The 16,299-nt window shown below is 71.8% G+C and carries 14 protein-coding genes; 7 read left to right on the top strand and 7 right to left on the bottom strand.

Annotation, left to right across the window (positions count from 1 at the left end):
- Nucleotides 1-29: 29 nt before the first annotated feature.
- Complete coding sequence (gene fahA / locus QIY60_RS10215) at nucleotides 30-1,253, bottom strand: fumarylacetoacetase (protein ID WP_283142111.1); 1,224 nt, start codon at nucleotides 1,251-1,253, stop codon at nucleotides 30-32.
- 181 nt (nucleotides 1,254-1,434) lie between these two features.
- Between fahA and QIY60_RS10210 the strand changes: the two genes are divergently transcribed.
- Both QIY60_RS10210 and QIY60_RS10205 read left to right on the top strand, forming a co-directional pair.
- The gene (locus tag QIY60_RS10210; RefSeq protein WP_283142110.1) at nucleotides 1,435-2,685 is read left to right on the top strand and encodes an ATP-grasp domain-containing protein; all 1,251 of its coding nucleotides are present in this window, start codon (nucleotides 1,435-1,437) and stop codon (nucleotides 2,683-2,685) included.
- 68 nt (nucleotides 2,686-2,753) lie between these two features.
- On the top strand, nucleotides 2,754-3,953 hold the full coding sequence (locus tag QIY60_RS10205; RefSeq protein WP_283142109.1) for an FAD-dependent oxidoreductase: 1,200 nt from the start codon (nucleotides 2,754-2,756) through the stop codon (nucleotides 3,951-3,953).
- 10 nt (nucleotides 3,954-3,963) lie between these two features.
- On the opposite strand, the gene QIY60_RS10200 is transcribed toward QIY60_RS10205, so the two are convergent.
- Together QIY60_RS10200 and QIY60_RS10195 are read right to left on the bottom strand one after the other, a co-directional pair.
- A complete protein-coding gene (locus QIY60_RS10200) occupies nucleotides 3,964-5,961 on the bottom strand; it encodes a CocE/NonD family hydrolase (protein ID WP_283142108.1) in 1,998 nt (665 codons plus the stop codon).
- Nucleotides 5,962-5,978: 17 nt separating this feature from the next.
- Nucleotides 5,979-6,488, bottom strand: coding sequence for a hypothetical protein (locus QIY60_RS10195; protein WP_283146146.1), 510 nt, complete (start codon nucleotides 6,486-6,488; stop codon nucleotides 5,979-5,981).
- Between the two features lie 178 nt (nucleotides 6,489-6,666).
- On the opposite strand from QIY60_RS10195, the gene QIY60_RS10190 reads away from it, so the two are divergent.
- Nucleotides 6,667-7,677, top strand: a complete 1,011-nt coding sequence (locus QIY60_RS10190; protein WP_190093190.1) for a polyprenyl synthetase family protein — start codon at nucleotides 6,667-6,669, stop codon at nucleotides 7,675-7,677.
- A gap of 9 nt (nucleotides 7,678-7,686) precedes the next feature.
- Here the strand turns inward: QIY60_RS10190 and QIY60_RS10185 are convergent, their stop codons facing one another.
- Nucleotides 7,687-8,253, bottom strand: a complete 567-nt coding sequence (locus QIY60_RS10185) for a hypothetical protein (protein ID WP_283142107.1) — start codon at nucleotides 8,251-8,253, stop codon at nucleotides 7,687-7,689.
- Nucleotides 8,254-8,759: 506 nt separating this feature from the next.
- Here QIY60_RS10185 and QIY60_RS10180 point away from each other — a divergent pair.
- The 4 genes from QIY60_RS10180 (at nucleotide 8,760) to QIY60_RS10165 (ending at nucleotide 12,834) form a co-directional block, all read left to right on the top strand.
- Nucleotides 8,760-10,025 carry a DUF2092 domain-containing protein gene (locus QIY60_RS10180; protein ID WP_283142106.1) on the top strand — a complete coding sequence of 422 codons (1,266 nt, stop codon included), beginning with the start codon at nucleotides 8,760-8,762 and terminating at the stop codon, nucleotides 10,023-10,025.
- A 137-nt stretch (nucleotides 10,026-10,162) separates the two neighbouring features.
- On the top strand, nucleotides 10,163-11,110 hold the full coding sequence (locus tag QIY60_RS10175) for an ABC transporter ATP-binding protein (RefSeq protein ID WP_283142105.1): 948 nt from the start codon (nucleotides 10,163-10,165) through the stop codon (nucleotides 11,108-11,110).
- Nucleotides 11,097-12,077, top strand: a complete 981-nt coding sequence (locus QIY60_RS10170) for an ABC transporter permease (protein ID WP_283142104.1) — start codon at nucleotides 11,097-11,099, stop codon at nucleotides 12,075-12,077. The genes QIY60_RS10175 and QIY60_RS10170 overlap by 14 nt, the downstream gene beginning before the upstream one ends.
- Nucleotides 12,078-12,228: 151 nt before the next feature.
- A complete protein-coding gene (locus QIY60_RS10165; protein ID WP_283142103.1) occupies nucleotides 12,229-12,834 on the top strand; it encodes a TetR/AcrR family transcriptional regulator in 606 nt (201 codons plus the stop codon).
- On the opposite strand, the gene QIY60_RS10160 is transcribed toward QIY60_RS10165, so the two are convergent.
- From QIY60_RS10160 to rarD, 3 genes are all read right to left on the bottom strand, one after another.
- The gene (locus QIY60_RS10160) at nucleotides 12,800-13,375 is read right to left on the bottom strand and encodes an NAD(P)H-dependent oxidoreductase (protein ID WP_283142102.1); all 576 of its coding nucleotides are present in this window, start codon (nucleotides 13,373-13,375) and stop codon (nucleotides 12,800-12,802) included. The genes QIY60_RS10165 and QIY60_RS10160 overlap by 35 nt on opposite strands.
- A gap of 115 nt (nucleotides 13,376-13,490) precedes the next feature.
- Nucleotides 13,491-14,810: a M28 family metallopeptidase gene (locus tag QIY60_RS10155; RefSeq protein WP_283142101.1), complete on the bottom strand. Its 1,320-nt coding sequence runs from the start codon at nucleotides 14,808-14,810 to the stop codon at nucleotides 13,491-13,493.
- A gap of 478 nt (nucleotides 14,811-15,288) precedes the next feature.
- Complete coding sequence (gene rarD, locus QIY60_RS10150; protein WP_283145884.1) at nucleotides 15,289-16,176, bottom strand: EamA family transporter RarD; 888 nt, start codon at nucleotides 16,174-16,176, stop codon at nucleotides 15,289-15,291.
- Nucleotides 16,177-16,299 lie beyond the last annotated feature (123 nt).

Genomic DNA, 16,299 nt, shown 5'->3' with positions numbered 1-16,299 from the left:
GGGCGCCGTCGGCGCCCCCGCGCGCCTCGCTAGCCCTCCACGATCCGTCCCGTGACCTCGCCGAGCCCCACTCGGACGCCGTCCGGGCCCGGGGCCCACGCCGTCATCGTGACGACGTCGCCGTCCTCCAGGAACGTGCGCTTGCCGGTGGGGAGTTCCATCGGCTCCGTGCCGTTCCAGGTCAGCTCCAGGAACGAGCCGCGCTGGTCGCGCTCGGGGCCGCTCACCGTCCCCGAGCCGTACACGTCGCCCGTCCGCAGCGACGCGCCGTTCACGGTCATGTGGGCGAGCTGCTGGGCGGCCGTCCAGTACATGCCCGCGAACGGCGGCTCGGCCACCAGCTGGCCGTTGAGCGCGACGGCGATGCGGATGTCGAAGCCGCCCGGCACCTCGGCGTCCGCGTCGTCGAGGTACGGCAGCAGCGGGAAGTCCCGCTCCGGCGGCGCCACCCGGGCGGCCGTCAGCGCCTCCAGCGGGGTGACCCACGCCGAGACCGACGTGGCGAAGGACTTGCCCAGGAACGGGCCGAGCGGCACGTACTCCCAGGCCTGGATGTCCCGCGCCGACCAGTCGTTCAGCAGGAACAGACCGAAGACGTGGTCCTCGAAGGACGCCAGGTCCACCGGCCGGCCGAGGGCGGACGGGGTGCCCACCACGAAGCCCACCTCCGCCTCGATGTCCAGCTTCACCGAGGGGCCGAACACCGGCGCCGGGTCGGTGGGCGCCTTGCGCTGCCCGTGCGGGCGGGCCACGTCCGTACCGGAGACCACGATCGTGCCGGACCGGCCGTGGTAACCGATCGGCAGGTGCTTCCAGTTGGGGGTGAGCGCGTCCCCGTCCGGCCGGAAGATCCGGCCCACGTTGGTGGCGTGGTGCTCGCTCGCGTAGAAGTCGACGTAGTCCGAGACCTCGTACGGCAGGTGCAGGGTGACCGTGTCCAGCGGGTGCAGCAGGGGCTCTATGTCGGGCCGGTGCGCGGGCACCGTCACCCACGCGGTGAGCGCGCGCCGCACATCGCGCCACGCCGTGCGCCCGGCCGCGAGCAGCGGGTTCAGCGTGGGCCTGGCCAGCAGCGCCGCGTACGGGGAGCCGAGCGCGTGCGCGGCGGCCCCCGCGTCCAGGACGTGATCGCCGATGCGGACGCCGACGCGGCGGTGCTCGGGCGCGTCGGGCGTGGAGAAGACGCCGTACGGAAGGTTGTGCGGGCCGAAGGGGTCGCCCTCGGCCAGGTCGAGCGGGCTCTGCTCGGACATCTGTGCCTGCCTCGCTTTCCACGGGTGTGGAGGACACGTTACGTCGGCGATGGTTGCGTAGGCAGTGTCTAAAGAGTTCGCAATGTCCGGAAACTCCGCGTCCGGAAGGGGAGATTCCCCCTTACCGTCCTTGCCGGGACACGAACGCGGCGAGGGGGCCGTGCGTCCTGAGGGGGGACTGGTGTCGAGCAGTAATGCCCTGTTCACGGCCGACCGGACCGTGCCCGCACTGATCGTGAAGATCGGGAACTACCCACTGCACCACGGCGGAGTCGGCGCCATCCGCAGCCTCGGCAGGCTCGGCGTGCCGATGTACGCGATCACCGAGGACCGCTGGACACCCGCGGCGCATTCACGCTATTTGAGCCATGCCTTCGCCTGGCCCACCACCGGTCGGGAGGACCCGGACGCCCTGCTCGACGGGCTGCTGCGGATCGGCCGCCGGATCGGCCGCCCGACCGTCCTCGTGCCGACCGACGAGGAGGCGGCGGTGCTGATCGCCGAGCACCAGAAGGAGCTCGACGGCCACTTCCTCTTCCCGCCCGTGGCCCCGGAGTTGCCCCGCAGGCTCGCCAGCAAGCGCGGGTTGCACGAGCTGTGCGTCGAGCACGGGGTGCCCTCGCCCGCGGCCGCCTTCCCCGACACCTACGATGACGTCGAGGACTTCGCCCGGCACGCCCGCTTCCCGCTGGTCGCCAAGAACCGCGAGGCGTTCGTGCGGCGCGAGCGGCCCGCGGTGCGCGGCACCACCCGCGTCCAGAGCCCCGCGCACCTGCTCGCCCTCGCCCGCGAGTGGGGTGAGCGGCCGGGCGTGATCCTCCAGGAGTACCTGCCGCGCGAGGACGCCGAGGACTGGATCGTCCACGCCTACTTCGACGAGAACGCGGCGCCGCTCGCGCTGTTCACCGGCGTCAAGGTCCGCTCCTGGCCGCCGCACACCGGGATGACCGCCACCGCGTACGTCGTCGACAACCCCGAACTCGCCCAGCTCGCCGAGCAGTTCGTGAAGCGGATCGGCTTCAGCGGGATCGTCGACCTCGATCTGCGCTTCGACCGGCGCGACGGGCAGTACAAACTGCTCGACTTCAACCCGCGGATGGGCGCTCAGTTCCGCCTCTTCGAGAACGAGGCGGGCGTCGACGTCGTCCGCGCCCAGCATCTGCACCTCACCGGCCGCGCGGTCCCCGAGGGCGAGCAGCGGACGGGGCGGCGCTATGTCGTGGAGAACATCGACCTGCCCGCGCTCCTGGCGTACCGGAGCAGCGGCTACACCACCCCGCACGCGCCCGCGCGCCCCCGTGGCACCGAGCTGGCGTGGCTCGCCCGGGACGACCCGAGGCCGTTCTTCACCATGCTCGCCCGCTTCGTACGACCGGGGGCCGAGCACCTGTACCAGCTGTGGCGGAGCTCCCGCCGCGCGATCGCCGAGTAGCCGAGCGGGAGCAGCACCACAGGCACCACCAGCACTTGTGCGCATCACCCTGGGGAGGGGACCTTCACGTGATTCGTCCGGTAGCTGTCATCGGGGCGGGGCCCTACGGTCTGTCCACCGCCGCGCATCTGCGTGGACGCGGCCTCCCGGTCCGCGTCTTCGGCTCGCCCATGGTGAGCTGGCGCGCGCACATGCCCGCGGGCATGGTCCTCAAATCGACGCCGTCCGCGTCCAGCATCGACGCGCCCCGACCCGGCCACACCTTGGTCGACTTCTGCGCCGACACCGGGATCCGGCGGTACGAGTCCGACTGGGACCTCATCGGGGTGGAGGACTTCGCGGCGTACGGGCAGTGGTTCGCCCGGAGGCTGCTGCCGGACCTGGAGGACGTACGGGTGGTCTCCGTGGACCGCACCCGGGCGGGCCGCTTCGAGCTGAAGCTGGACTCCGGCGAGGCCTTCGAGGCGCGCGCGGTGGTGGTCGCGACCGGGCTCGCCGGGCTCGCCCGGATGCCCCGCGAGCTGGCGGCCGCGGTCCCCGACGGCCCGTCCGCCACCGGCCCCGTCTCGCACGCCTCCCAGCACGCCGACCTCTCCCGCTTCGCCGGGCGCGAGGTGCTGGTCGTCGGCGCGGGCCAGTCGGCCATCGAGAGCGCGGTGCTGATGGCGGAGGCCGGCGCGAGCGTACGGATCGTGGCGCGCCGGACCGGGGCCGTCCGCTTCGGCGCCGCCCCCGACCGGCAGCCCCGGCTCAGCCCGAACTCGCCGTTCGGGCGCGCCTGGTCGCTGTACGCGTTCTCGTACCACGCCACCCGCTTCCGCCATCTGCCCGCGCCCACCCGGCACTATCTGGTGCGCAGGGTGCTGGGCCCGCTGGGCGCGTGGTGGCTGCGCGACCGGTTCACCGGCAGGGTCGCGGTGACCGACGGCCGCCGGGTGGTCCGCGCGCGCGTCGAGTCCGGCCGCCCGGTCCTGACGCTGAGCGGCGGCGCCGGCCCCCAGCGCGAACTGGCCGCCGACCACGTGCTGGCAGCGACCGGCTACCGCATGGACGTGGCCGCCCTCGACTACCTCGGCCCGGGCCTGCGCACCCAGCTGTCCACCTCGCGGGGCGCGCCGGTCCTGGACGCGGGGTACCGGTCGACGGTGCCCGGCCTGTACTTCACGGGCCTGCCGGCCGCGTCGTCGTTCGGGCCGGTGATGCGGTTCGTGTGCGGTACCGCGTACGCCTCGCCCCGGCTCGCGGCGTCGGTGGCGGCGGGGGGCTGAAGGGGGCGCGTCAGCCCGCCGTCCGGGGGATGCGCTTCTCCCACGTGCGGTGGAAGACGACCTCCCCGCCGTCCCGGCAGATCACCTCGTCCGAGGTGAGGAAGTCCGCCGCGTCGCAGGTGATCTCGGACCGCGTGGTGATCGTGACGTCCCAGGCCAGCTCCGGCCGGTGCAGCCGGATCGTCCAGTCCGAGCGGGTGCGCGCGGACTGGGGGTCCGCCTCGTCGATCGTGTACGTCTCCAGGGCGTCCTCGGTGAACTCCAGGCCGTCGGGGTAGACCCGCGTACCGCCGTAGCGCGGATCCACCTCCAGGCGCCACTCGCCCTTGGCGACGTCGCGCACGACCAGCCGCTCCGGGCGGGGCTCGTCCAGCGACTCGGGGGAGGCCACGCCGAGCGGCGCCGACTGCTCGGGCTCCTCGAAGGCGATCGCGTCGGCCGTCCGCTCCCGGACCGGCAGGGTCAGGGAGCTGCCGTCCGGTTCGAGCGTGAAGCCCACCGAGTCCGCCTGCGGCCAGATCCACGGCCAGTACGCCGAGGACACCGCGAGGCGGACATGGTGGCCCGGCGGGAAGCTGTGGCCGATGCCGTTGAGGAGAAACGTCACGTCCTGGGTGGCGCCCAGCGGCCAGGCGTCCGCCCGGTCCCGGCCCCCGCGCGCGGAGAGGTTGAGCGCGCCCCGGGTGACCAGCGTGGACGAGCCGTCCGGCGCCACGTCGCAGAGCCGCGCGATCGCCTGCCCGAACGGCACGTCCATGCGCAGCCGCAGCGTCACCTCCGGGCGCCCGAGGACCTCCAGGGGCGGCCCGTCGTCCGGCACCGGGAAGTCGAACGCCGCCGAGTGCGCGTCCTCGGCGCGCTGGTCCGGCGGCAGGTCGCCGTCGTTGCCGAACGGGAAGAAGCGGCCCGCGTCCAGGCCGGTGTGCTGCGGCGAGTCGACCCGGACCGGGGTGCCCCCGAGCGCGTACGCGACGGGGGTGACGTGCGGCGAGGGCCACGCCGGGTCGCCGACCCAGCGCCCGGGCAGCTCCTCGTACACCGTGGCGGGCCGGTGCGACTCGCTGATCCAGGACCGCAGCAGCGGCTCGTCCATGACGCCGCTGTCCTCGCCCTTGAGCCAGTGGTCCCACCAGCGCAGGGTCTCCTGGAGGAAGCCGATGGCCGGGCCCGGCGGCAGCCCCCGGTCCGGGTACTGGTGCGACCACGGCCCGATCAGTCCGCGCACCCGGTCGGCGGGCAGGTGCTCCACCAGGCGCAGCACGGTGTCCCGGTACGGGTCGTGCCAGCCGCCCACCGCGAGCACCGCCGCGCCGATCGCCCCGTAGTCCTCGCAGACGCTGCCGTGCTTCCAGTAGTCGTCGCGGGTCTGGTGCGCCAGCCAGGTGTGGACGTACGGCTCCATGGACTCCAGGCGCGTCAGCCACATGTCCCGCCACCGGTCGCCGACGTAGGCCGGGTCCGGCGGGCGCGCCGTGAACGCCAGCATCGTCGCCGCCCAGGCGTGCATGTCCACGGCGAGGACGGAACCTCCCAGGTAGTGCACGTCGTTGTCATAGCGGTCGTCCGACGAGCAGACCGTGACGACCGCCTTGAGCGGCTCGGGCGAAAGGGCCGCGATCTGGAGGGAGTTGAAGCCGCCCCAGGAGATCCCGAACATGCCGACCTTGCCGTCGCACCAGGGCTGCGCGGCGAGCCACTCGACGACCGCGACCCCGTCCGCGAGCTCCCGCGCGTCGTACTCGTCGCCCGGCAGGCCCTCGCTGTTGCCGTGCCCGCGCACATCGACGCGCACGGAGGCGTAGCCGTGCCCCGCGTACCAGGGATGGCGCTGCCAGTCGCGCGGCGCGGTCCAGTCGGTGAGCCGGTACGGCAGGTATTCGAGCAGCGCCGGCACCGGCTCGTCGGTCACCGGTCGCCAGATCCGTACGTAGAGCAGTGTCCCGTCGGGGAGCGGAATGCGCCCGTCCACGCGGGTGGTCTCGTACGGGAAGTCGGTTCGGATCCGCATGGCAGCCTCGCAGGACCTCAGTGGACGGGGTGCATGGTGCGCTTGAGCCGGGGCGCGGCCGCGATCACCGCGAGGCCGGCCGCCACCGCGATCGCGCCGTTGCCGCCGAAGCAGGCGGCGTGGGAGACCCTTCCGTAGACCTTCACCGCGGGCCGGTGGGGGCTGGTCGCGCAGTTCCCCGCGCCCCTGACGGGCCCCGTCAGGGGCGCGAGCAACCAGAGACGGCCCGCAGGCGAATCACGGTGCTCGGTACGCCAGATGGCCGGCAGTGCGAACTCGGCCGTGTGCAGGCGCCCCGGGCCGAGTCCCGCCCAGGTGGCCCCCTGGGCGGGGACGGCCATCGTGCAGTGGCCGCAGGCGATCAGGACGCCGCCGTACAGGACCGCGCGGTACGGGCCGAGGATGTGGTCCGCCAGGCCGGAGAGCGTCAGCAACCCTTTCGGGTGGCCGAGGGAGGCGTGGTCGTCCCCGGGCGGCGGCAGCTCGGAGCCGGGGTCGGGCACGGTGTCGGTGGTCGTTCCGGACAAAAGGTCCACTCCTGATCGTATGAGCTGATCACGAACATACCGGGGTCCATCGGGCTGTGCGCGGGGGGTGACGGGAAGGCGCCAGCGGTGATCGAACAGCGACCGGATACGCTGACTTGAGTGATGGCAGCGACACATCGACAATCCGTGTGATCGTCAGCAGACAGGAGTACCCCTCGTGACCGTCGTCGGGCCGTTCGGGCTGAGCGTGCGGGACCAGGCTCTTGAAGCCGATGTCCAGACCGGATTGGCGGCAGTCGAGGCGGGCCTGCTCGACGCCACCAAGAGCGAGGTCCCTTTCATCACGGAGGCCGCGCAGCACCTCGTGCGCGCGGGCGGCAAACGCTTCCGGCCGCTGCTCGTGATGCTCGCCGCGCAGTTCGGCGACCCCTACGCGCCGGGTGTCGTGCCCTCGGCGGTGGTGGTCGAGCTGACGCATCTGGCGACGCTCTACCACGACGACGTCATGGACGAGGCCGAGGTGCGGCGCGGGGTGCCCAGCGCCAACGTCCGCTGGGGCAACTCGGTCGCGGTCCTCACCGGCGACTTCCTGTTCGCCCGCGCCTCGCACATACTGGCCGACCTGGGCCCGGAGGCCGTGCGCATCCAGGCCGAGGCGTTCGAACGGCTGGTCACCGGCCAGATCCTGGAGACCGCGGGGCCGCGCGACGGCCGCGACCCGGTGGACCACTACCTCGACGTGCTCGCGGGCAAGACCGGCTCGCTGGTGGCCGTCTCCGGCCGGTTCGGCGCGATGATGTCGGGCGCCGACGAGTCGGTCGTGGACATCCTCACGCAGTACGGCGAGCGGCTCGGCACCGCGTTCCAGCTGGCCGACGACGTCCTGGACATCGCCAGCGACTCGCACGAGTCCGGCAAGACCCCCGGCACCGACCTGCGCGAGGGCATCCCCACGCTGCCGGTCCTGCACCTGCGGGCGCAGGCCGCCCAGTACGGCCGCCCGGAGGACCTGGAGCTCGTCGCGCTGCTCGACGGCGACCTGACGGACGACGCCCGGCACGCCGAGACGCTGCGCCGTCTGCGGGTGCACCCGGCGCTCGAACAGGCCCGCAGGGACACCGTGCGGTACGCGGAGGAGGCCCGCACCACGCTGGCGCCCCTGCCGGAGTGCTACGCGAAGTCGGCCCTGGAGGAGCTGTGCGACGCGGTGGTGCACCGGGCGGGGTAGGGCCCGCGCTCAGTACCCGGAGCCACCCGGCGGGGTCATGACACCACCTGAGGTCGTGCCGCCGCCCGTGTCGGCCGTGGCCTTCTCCCCCGTCGGGGTGATCGCGAACCAGGTGCCTCCGGCGCCCTGTCCGTACGCCTCGCGGGGCTCGTCGTCCTTGGCGTACCGGTAGAGCGGCCAGCCCGCGAGGGTCAGCTGCTCGGTGCCGTCCGGGCGGGTGACCTGGCCGACCAGGGCCTTGTCGATGCCCTTGACGGTCAGCGCGTCGGTGGCGGGGGCCGGGGGCCAGATCGCGGCGCAGGCGGCCAGGCAGTTCGAGTGGGACGGCTTCGCGGTGTCCTTGTCGAAGCGGTAGAGGACGTAGCCGTTGCTGTCGGTGACGACCATGCCGACCTTGTCGATGTCGGCGGCGACGAGCGTGGGGGCGGCCGGATTCGGGGTCGCGGGGGCCGTCGTACCGGTCGACGGCTTCTCGGTCTTGCTGCTGCTGTTGCTGCTTCCGCACCCCGTGGCGGCCAGCGCGAGGACGGCTGTCCCGGCGGCCGCGCCGACGGCGATGCGGTGGACGGTGAGCATGGCGATCCCCTTTGGTGGTGCCGGTTGCTCTCACTCAGGTGTACGGATTCCGGCCCAAAGCGACTCGAACACCCGCTCTGTCAATAGTGTGACCCAGGTCACACTATCGGGTGCTCGGTGACATTGCGCAAGCACTTGCATACCTGGCGGAACGGTGGTGAACCGGACTCGCGGCCGCATCTCGGCCGTGTGCCTGAAGGTCGCTCAGGTCGGAGCGTGCCGAGGTCCGTTGGTGATGGCGGGAAGCAATCCCGCCTGACCTCGGCGGAGTTGACGCTTCTGACAGGTACGCGACGTACAACCCCTACTGGTCGGGGGAGGTTCCGCATGCCGGTGTCATCCCAGAGAGGTACACGAGGTTGCTCCCGAGGGGTGACGCCTGACGGCGGCTGATTTGGTCAGATTGAGAACACCACTCCTGACCAATTCGGGTGAGAATGGCGGCGCGGGGTGGACAGAGCGCAGCACTACGGACGGACGCCGCCGACCACGGAGGTAAGGCACACATGGCACCGAACGACAGCGCACACACCACCGAGGAGGCCAGGGACCTCGTCGCGGGCCGCCGCAAGGCCGCGCGGTATCTGGTCCCGGTCGGGGTGGCGGGGGTGGCGGCCGCGACCATCGGGCTGGTCCCGGCGCTCGCGGCTTCAGGTGACCCGGATCTGCCGAAGATCAGCGCACAGCAGCTCATCGAGAAGATCGCCGCGTCGGACGCCCAGCAGCTCTCCGGCACGGTGAAGATCAACACGGACCTGGGCCTCCCGTCCTTCGGCGGCCTAGGCTCCTTCGCCCCCAAGGGCGGCGGCGGCAAGGGCGGCTCCGCCTCGCCCGACAGCAAGCTGATGGAGCTGGCCTCCGGCTCGCACACCCTGCGGGTCGCGGCCGACGGCCCGGACAAGCAGAAGCTGTCGGTGCTCGACAAGGCGTCGGAGTACAGCGTCGTCCACAGCGGGGACGACGTGTGGGCGTACGACAGCGCCTCGAACGAGGTGTACCACTCGAAGCGGGCCGGCGACGGCAAGAAGGAGCTCGGGGGCGACGCGGCCGAGCGCCACGGCCACCCCGGCAAGGCTCCTGAGTCCCTGCCGACCACGCCCAAGGCGCTGGCCGAGCAGGCCCTGAAGGCGGTCGACCCGACCACCTCGGTGACCGTCGACGGCACCTCCCACGTGGCGGGCCGGGACGCGTACCAGCTGGTGATCAAGCCGAAGCAGTCCGGCACGACCGTCGGCGCGATCCGGATCGCGGTGGACGCGAAGAACGGGGTGCCGCTGAAGTTCACGCTCGCGCCGTCCGGCGGGGGCAAGGCCGTGATCGACGCGGGCTTCACCAAGGTCGACTTCGGCAAGCCGTCCGCCTCGACGTTCGACTTCACCCCGCCCAAGGGGGCGAAGGTCACCCAGGACGACGGCAAGGGACACGACGGCAGGGGACACGACAAGGGCGGCCGGGGCTTCAAGGGCTCGCCGGACAGCGAGTTCAAGGGCGTCAACGTCATCGGGAAGGGCTGGAACTCCATCGCGCGCCTCGACGTTCCAGGAGGTAAGGGCATCCCGACCGCACCTTCCGGCAAGGGCGGCAAGGGTGATGTCCCGCCGGAGGCCCAGAAGTTCCTCAACTCCCTGGGCGACAAGGTCACGGGCAAGTTCGGCTCGGGCACGGTCTTCAAGACCCGCCTGATCAACGCGCTGGTGACGGACGACGGGAAGGTGTTCGTGGGCGCGGTCAACAAGGACGCGCTGGTGAACGCGGCGAACGCGGCGAAGTAGCCGTAGGAGTCGAAGTAGTCAGGGGGAGGGGGGACTTGGGTCCCCCCTCGCAACCCCCACCCCTGTGGGGCACGGGACCACCGGTCCGCAGACGAACGGGGCTCTGGGGCGAAGCACCGGTTACGGGAAGGGGCGGGGTGGGGAACTCTCCATCGGTGATCGAGACCCACGGTCTCAGCAAGCGCTACCGAGGCGGCCAACTGGCCGTCGACGGCCTGGACCTCACCGTCCCCAGCGGCAGCATCTTCGGCTTCCTCGGCCCCAACGGCTCGGGCAAGACGACCACCATCCGCATGCTGATGGGCCTGATCGAGCCGACCTCCGGCACGGCCCGGGTCCTCGGCAGTCCCATGCCCCGCGCGGGGCGCACGGTCCTGCCGCAGGTGGGCGCCCTGATCGAGGGCCCCGCGCTGTACGGCTTCCTGTCCGGCCGCGACAACCTCGTACGGTACGACTCGGCCGACCCGACCGCCGACCCCCGCACCCGCGCGAGCCGGGTCGCCCATGCCCTGGACCGGGTGGGGCTCGCCGCCGCGTCCGGCAAGAAGGCGCGGGCGTACTCGCTGGGCATGAAGCAGCGGCTCGGGCTCGCGGCCGCGCTGCTCCAGCCCCGCAAGCTGCTGGTCCTGGACGAGCCGACCAACGGCCTTGATCCACAAGGTATGCGGGAGATCCGCGCCCTGGTGCGGGAGCTCGCGGCCGACGGCACCACGGTCTTCCTCTCCTCGCACCTCCTGGACGAGATCGAGCAGGTCTGTACGCACGCGGCGGTGATGACCCGGGGCCGACTGGTCGTCCAGGGCGAGGTCGCCGAGCTCTCGGCGGGCAACCGGGGCCGGCTCGCCGTCACCACCCCGGACCCGTCCGACGCCGCCCGGCTGCTCAAGGAGCGCGGGGTCGCGGACGTGACCGTGGACGGGGACCGGGTGACGGGCGAAGTCCCGCCGGACGACGTGGAGCTGGCGGAGCTCAACGCCGCGCTGGTGCACGGCGGCGTACGGGTGAGGGCCTTCGGGGTCGAACGGGCCTCGCTGGAGGACGCGTTCGTGGCACTGACGGGGGAGGGGTTCGATGTCGCGGGCTGAGGTGAACGCAACGGAGGACGTGTCGACGGACGTGTCGACGTCGGCGGCCCCGCCCGGCCCGGGTGCGGCACGAGTTGCAGAAGCCCAGGCCGCCCCGGACGTGCCGGGCACCGACTCCCGGCGGCCCAGCCCCCTCTGGACGCTCGGGCTGTTCCGGTCCGAGCTGGTCACCGTCGTGCGGCGGTGGCGCACCCTCGCGCTGCTCGGGGTGCTGGCGGCGGTCCCGATCCTCATCGGCATCGCCGTGAAGATCGAGACGCGCGGCGGCGGCACGGCCGGTCCCAGCGGCGGTGACGGCCCGGCCTTCATCTCGCAGATCACCAACAACGGGCTCTTCCTCGTCTTCGCGGGGCTCGCCGCGACCCTCCCCGTGTTCCTGCCGATGGCGATCGGCGTGGTCGCGGGCGACGCGATAGCGGGCGAGGCCAACAGCGGCACCCTGCGCTATCTGCTGGTCGCCCCGGCGGGCCGGACCCGGCTGCTGATCGCCAAGTACGCGTCGGTGCTCGCGTTCTGTCTGCTGGCGACGCTGGTCGTGGCGGCGTCCGCGCTCGCCGTGGGCGCGCTGCTCTTCCCGCTCGGCGAGGTCACGACGATCTCCGGCACACAGATATCGTTCGCGGACGGGCTGGTGCGCGCGCTGGCGATCGCCGGGGTGGTGGCCCTGTCGCTGACCGGCGTGGCCGCGCTCGGCCTGTTCATCTCCACCCTCACCGGCAGCGGCGTCGCGGCGATGGCGGCGACGGTCGGCCTGCTGATCACCGTGCAGATCCTGGACCAGATCCCCCAGCTGCACGCGATACACCCGTATCTCTTCCCGCACTACTGGCTGTCCTTCGCGGATCTGCTGCGGGTGCCGGTCTACTGGGACCAGCTGGTGAAGAACCTGGAGCTGCAGGCGCTGTACGTGGCGGTGTTCGGCTCGGCGGCCTGGGCGCGCTTCACGGCGAAGGACATCACGGCCTGAAGAACGGGAGCCGGGAAAGGGAGGGAAAGGACGGTCGTGCGAGCCGACCCCCGTGGCGGCTCGACACGACACGTGCCGTTTCCTTGGCACATTCTTGGAGCAGACCATTCCGCTGTCAATACGCTACGGACCGTCCTCGTAGACTCACCTCGTGACCGAGTCGCCACGTCCCACCCCCAACCCCCGGCGCCGGAGCGAGAGATCGCGCCGCGCGATCCTCTCCGCGGCCCTCGAACTCTGCTCGGAAAACGGCTACGGACGCGTCACGATCGAGGGCATCGCCGCCCGTGCGGGGGTGAGCAAGAAGACGATCTACCGCTGGTGGGCGACGAAGGGCGCGGTGCTCCTGGAGGCCGTGATCGAGGCCGTGGTCAGCACTTCGCCCCTGCCCGACACGGGTGACGTCGACAGGGACATGGTGACGCACGTCACCAGCGTGATGCGGGTCTTCACCTCGCCGGTGATCGGCCCCGCGTACACCGGGATCCTCTCCGAGGTGCTCCACGACGAGGCGCTGGCCGGGGCCGTCAACGAGGAGCTGGTCGGGCCGCGCGTGGCGCTGGTGCACGAGCGGCTGCGCGCCGGGCAGCGCCAGGGCCAGCTCCCGCCGGACGCCGATCTGGAGCTGGCCGTGGAGATGCTGTACGGGCCGCTGTACTACCGGCACGCGCTGAAGCGGCCGTTCCACGACCCGGACAGGATCGCCTCGCTGGTGGCGCACGTCATGCGTGCGTTGCGAGCACCGGCTCCGAGCTGAAGAAGGTCTTGGCGCGGACCGTCGCCTCGGTGTCCTGCCCGATGGTGCCGGGCCGGTTCGCCGAGCCGAGCAGCACGCCGCCCCACCGCATGCTCATGTACGCGGCGGTGTGGCGCAGGGTCCCCACCAGCGGATCGGCCACGGACCGGTCGGCGGTGGCGAGCGCGGTCACGCCCCACATGGTGCGCCCGGCCATCCGCGGCCGGAACTCCAGGCCCGGCACCCGCATCCACCCCGACCAGTGGTCGAGGTAGTGCTTGACGGGGGTCGACACTCCGTACCAGTACAGCGGCGAGGCGATGACGAGGTCGGTCGCCTCCAGGGTCGCGTCGAGCAGGGTCGCGGCGTCCCCGGTCGGGCCGGCGTACAGGCCCTCGCCGTCGTGGCGCCGGTCGGTGAACTCGGGCAGCCGCAGCTGCGAGAGGTTCAGCCAGCGCTGCGGGACGTCGCTCGGCAGCTGCTCGGCGGCCAGCCTGGCCAGCGCCTCGGTGTTGCCGCCGGAGCGCGTACTGCCGAGCAGGAAAAGGAAGTTGCGGGCCATGGTCCCCTCCAGAGAAAAGCATGCGCGTGCAGTATATGCACGCGCATGCTCATTGCGGGAGAGGTGAAACTCCGGCCCGGGGATCGGGGGGCCGGACGGTCAGGCGGTCAGGCGGTCAGAAGGTCAACTTCCAGCTGTTGATGTAGCCGGTGTCCTGCGGCCCCTTGTCCTGCACCTTCAGCTTCCAGGTCCCGTTCGCCGTCTCGGTGGACGCGTTCACGGTGTACGTGGTGTTGATGTTCGGCGTGGAGTCCGACGACGAGTTGTGCAGCCGGTACGCCTTGCCGCTCGGGCCGATCAGGTCGACCACCAGGTCGCCGCTGTAGGTGTGGACGATGTTCACCCCGACCTTGAGCGCGGCGGGCGCGTTGCCCGTACGCCCGGTGACCGAGACCGACGAGGTCACGGCCGCGCCGGGGGAGTCCGGGATGGTCACGTCGGTGGTGTTCTCGTACGTGTCCCCGGTGGGCGGGGTGGTGGTGCCGGTGGACAGCTGCCACAGCGCGTACGCGATGGCGTCGCTGTTGTGGTCGAGCGCGGTGTCGTCGATGTTCGCGCTGGTGTCGCAGGAGGAGTGGTAGCAGGCGTCGAACGCGCGGCCCGCCGTGCCGCCCCACTTCTGGGCCTGGGCCGAGGTCTTGGTGTAGTCGGCGCCGGAGAAGAGGCCGCCGACGCGGATCCCGGCGTTCTTGAACGGCGCGTGGTCGGAGCGGCCGTCGCCCTCCGTCTCGATCTCGGTGGGTATGGAGAGGGTCGCGAAGTAGTCCTTGAAGACCTTCTCCAGGGCCGGGTCGTCGTCGTAGACGAAGTAACCCGGGTTCGGCGAGCCGATCATGTCGAAGTTCAGATACGCCGAGATCTTGCCGCGGTCGGCCGTCGAGAGGCTGTTGACGTAGTACTTCGAGCCGACCAGGCCCAGCTCTTCCGCGCCGAACCAGCCGAAGCGCAGGTGCTTGTCGGGCTTGAGCTGGGCGCGGGAGACGGCGAGCGCGGTCTCCAGGACGCCGGCCGTGCCGGAGCCGTTGTCGTTGATGCCGGGTCCGCCGGTCACCGAGTCGAGGTGCGCGCCGGTCATCACGGTCTGCGAGGTGTCACCGCCCGGCCAGTCGGCGATCAGGTTGTAGCCGGTGGCGCCGGAGGAGGTGAACTGCTGGACGGAGGTGGTGTACCCGGCGGCGTCCAGCTTGCCCTTCACGTAGTCGAGCGAGGCCTTGTACCCGGCCCGGCCGTGGGCGCGGTTGCCGCCGTTGGCGTTGGCTATCTGCTGGAGCTGGGTGAGGTGGGCCTTGACGTTGGCGACGGGTATGTCCGGGGCGGCGGCAGTCGTCGTGGCCTGGGCGGCCGGTGTGGCGAGGCCGAGGCCGAGGGTGGCGACGGCGAGGGCCGCGGTGGCGGCGAGGCCGCTTCTGCGGTGGTTGGTGTGTTTGGTGCGCATGTGGGGGCTCCGTGTTCCGTTCGGGGATGGGACGGAAACGCGAGCCTGATGTTCAGGGAGAGTTTGACTCACCGTCAAGAACGGATTCCGGTCAGAGGTGTCCGCTGGGCGGATGGTGGCCGGATTGCTTCCCCACCCCGCCCCTTCCCTAAAGCCCTCAGCCGGGCGGCTTGGTTCGTCGGCTGCGAGCCGGTGGGGGCTGGTCGCGCAGTTCCCCGCGCCCCTAGAAGCGCCCCTCCGGGCCGCCCAGGGGGATGCCGCGCAGCGGCATTTAAGGGGCGCGGGGAACTGCGCGACCAGCCACAGACGGTCTGCAGACGAAAGGGAGCCGGATGCAGGGGCCGCAGACCCCGCCACCCGGTCCTCCACCGGGATCCGGGGCGAAGCCCAGAGGGGGCGCCGGGGCGGAGCCCCGGCAGGGAACCTCTACTCCTCGCCCACCCTCACCCCCGGAGGCCACGCGGCGGAGCCGCAAATGTCACAGCCGGGAAGGGGCGGGGAGGGGTTCAACCCGCCGGCCCGCCGCCAGCGCCACCCTCCCCCGTCGAGCCGCCCGCAGCGCATCCCACGTAAGCAGCGTCAACGCCAGCCACACCAGCGAGAACCCGGCCCACCGCTCCGCCGGCATCGCCTCGTGGAAGTACAGGATGCCCAGACCGAACTGGAACACCGGTGCCAGATACTGCAGCAGCCCCAGCGTCGACAGCGGAACACGGATCGCCGCCGCCCCGAAGCAGACCAGCGGCGCCGCCGTGACCACCCCGGTCGCCGCGAGCAGCGCCCCGTGCCCGGCGCCGTGGGACGCGAAGGTCGCGTCCCCGCGCGACCCGAGCCACACCAGATACACCAGCGCCGGCAGGAACTGCATCGCCGTCTCGGCGGCCAGCGACTCCAGCCCGCCGAGGTTCACCTTCTTCTTCACCAGCCCGTACGTGGCGAACGACAGCGCGAGGGTGAGGGAGATCCACGGCGGGCGGCCGGCGCCCACCGCCAGGACGACCACCGCCGTCGCGCCGATCCCCACCGCCGCCCACTGCACCGGCCGCAGCCGCTCCTTGAGCAGCAGCACGCCCATCGCGATGGTGACCAGCGGATTGATGAAGTAGCCGAGGGACGCCTCGACGACGTGGCCGGAGTTCACCGACCAGATGTAGACACCCCAGTTGACCGTGATCACGGCCGCGGCGAAGCCGATGAGCGCGAGCCGGCGCGGCTGGCGCACGAGCTCGCCGATCCACGCCCAGCGGCGCAGTACGAGCAGCGCGGCGCCGACGAACACGAGGGACCACACCATCCGGTGGGCCAGGATCTCGATCGCGCCGGCCGGTTTCAGGAGCGGCCAGAAGAGCGGGACCAGCCCCCACATTCCGTAGGCACCGATCCCGTAGAGCAGTCCTGCCCGCTGCTCACCGGCAGCGGTACTCGGTTCCTCGGCCACTGGCCCTCCCGTGCGCGCACGTCGACGCGCGCACGTCGACGGAGTCGAAGG

The organism is Streptomyces sp. BPTC-684 (assembly GCF_030028635.1).
GTDB lineage: Bacteria > Actinomycetota > Actinomycetes > Streptomycetales > Streptomycetaceae > Streptomyces > Streptomyces noboritoensis.
Note: the sequence above shows the minus strand (reverse complement) of the source record. Positions and strands in the feature narration are given on the sequence as shown.

Bases quoted from the DNA above. Each gene is read 5' to 3' on its own strand.
- fahA (WP_283142111.1), bottom strand. From the start codon at position 1,253: ATGTCCGAGCAGAGCCCGCTCGACCTGGCCGAGGGCGACCCCTTCGGC.
- QIY60_RS10200 (WP_283142108.1), bottom strand. From the start codon at position 5,961: ATGCGGATCCGAACCGACTTCCCGTACGAGACCACCCGCGTGGACGGG.
- QIY60_RS10185 (WP_283142107.1), bottom strand. From the start codon at position 8,253: ATGCTCACCGTCCACCGCATCGCCGTCGGCGCGGCCGCCGGGACAGCC.
- QIY60_RS10180 (WP_283142106.1), top strand. From the start codon at position 8,760: ATGGCACCGAACGACAGCGCACACACCACCGAGGAGGCCAGGGACCTC.
- QIY60_RS10170 (WP_283142104.1), top strand. From the start codon at position 11,097: ATGTCGCGGGCTGAGGTGAACGCAACGGAGGACGTGTCGACGGACGTG.
- QIY60_RS10160 (WP_283142102.1), bottom strand. From the start codon at position 13,375: ATGGCCCGCAACTTCCTTTTCCTGCTCGGCAGTACGCGCTCCGGCGGC.
- QIY60_RS10155 (WP_283142101.1), bottom strand. From the start codon at position 14,810: ATGCGCACCAAACACACCAACCACCGCAGAAGCGGCCTCGCCGCCACC.
- rarD (WP_283145884.1), bottom strand. From the start codon at position 16,176: ATGTGGGGGCTGGTCCCGCTCTTCTGGCCGCTCCTGAAACCGGCCGGC.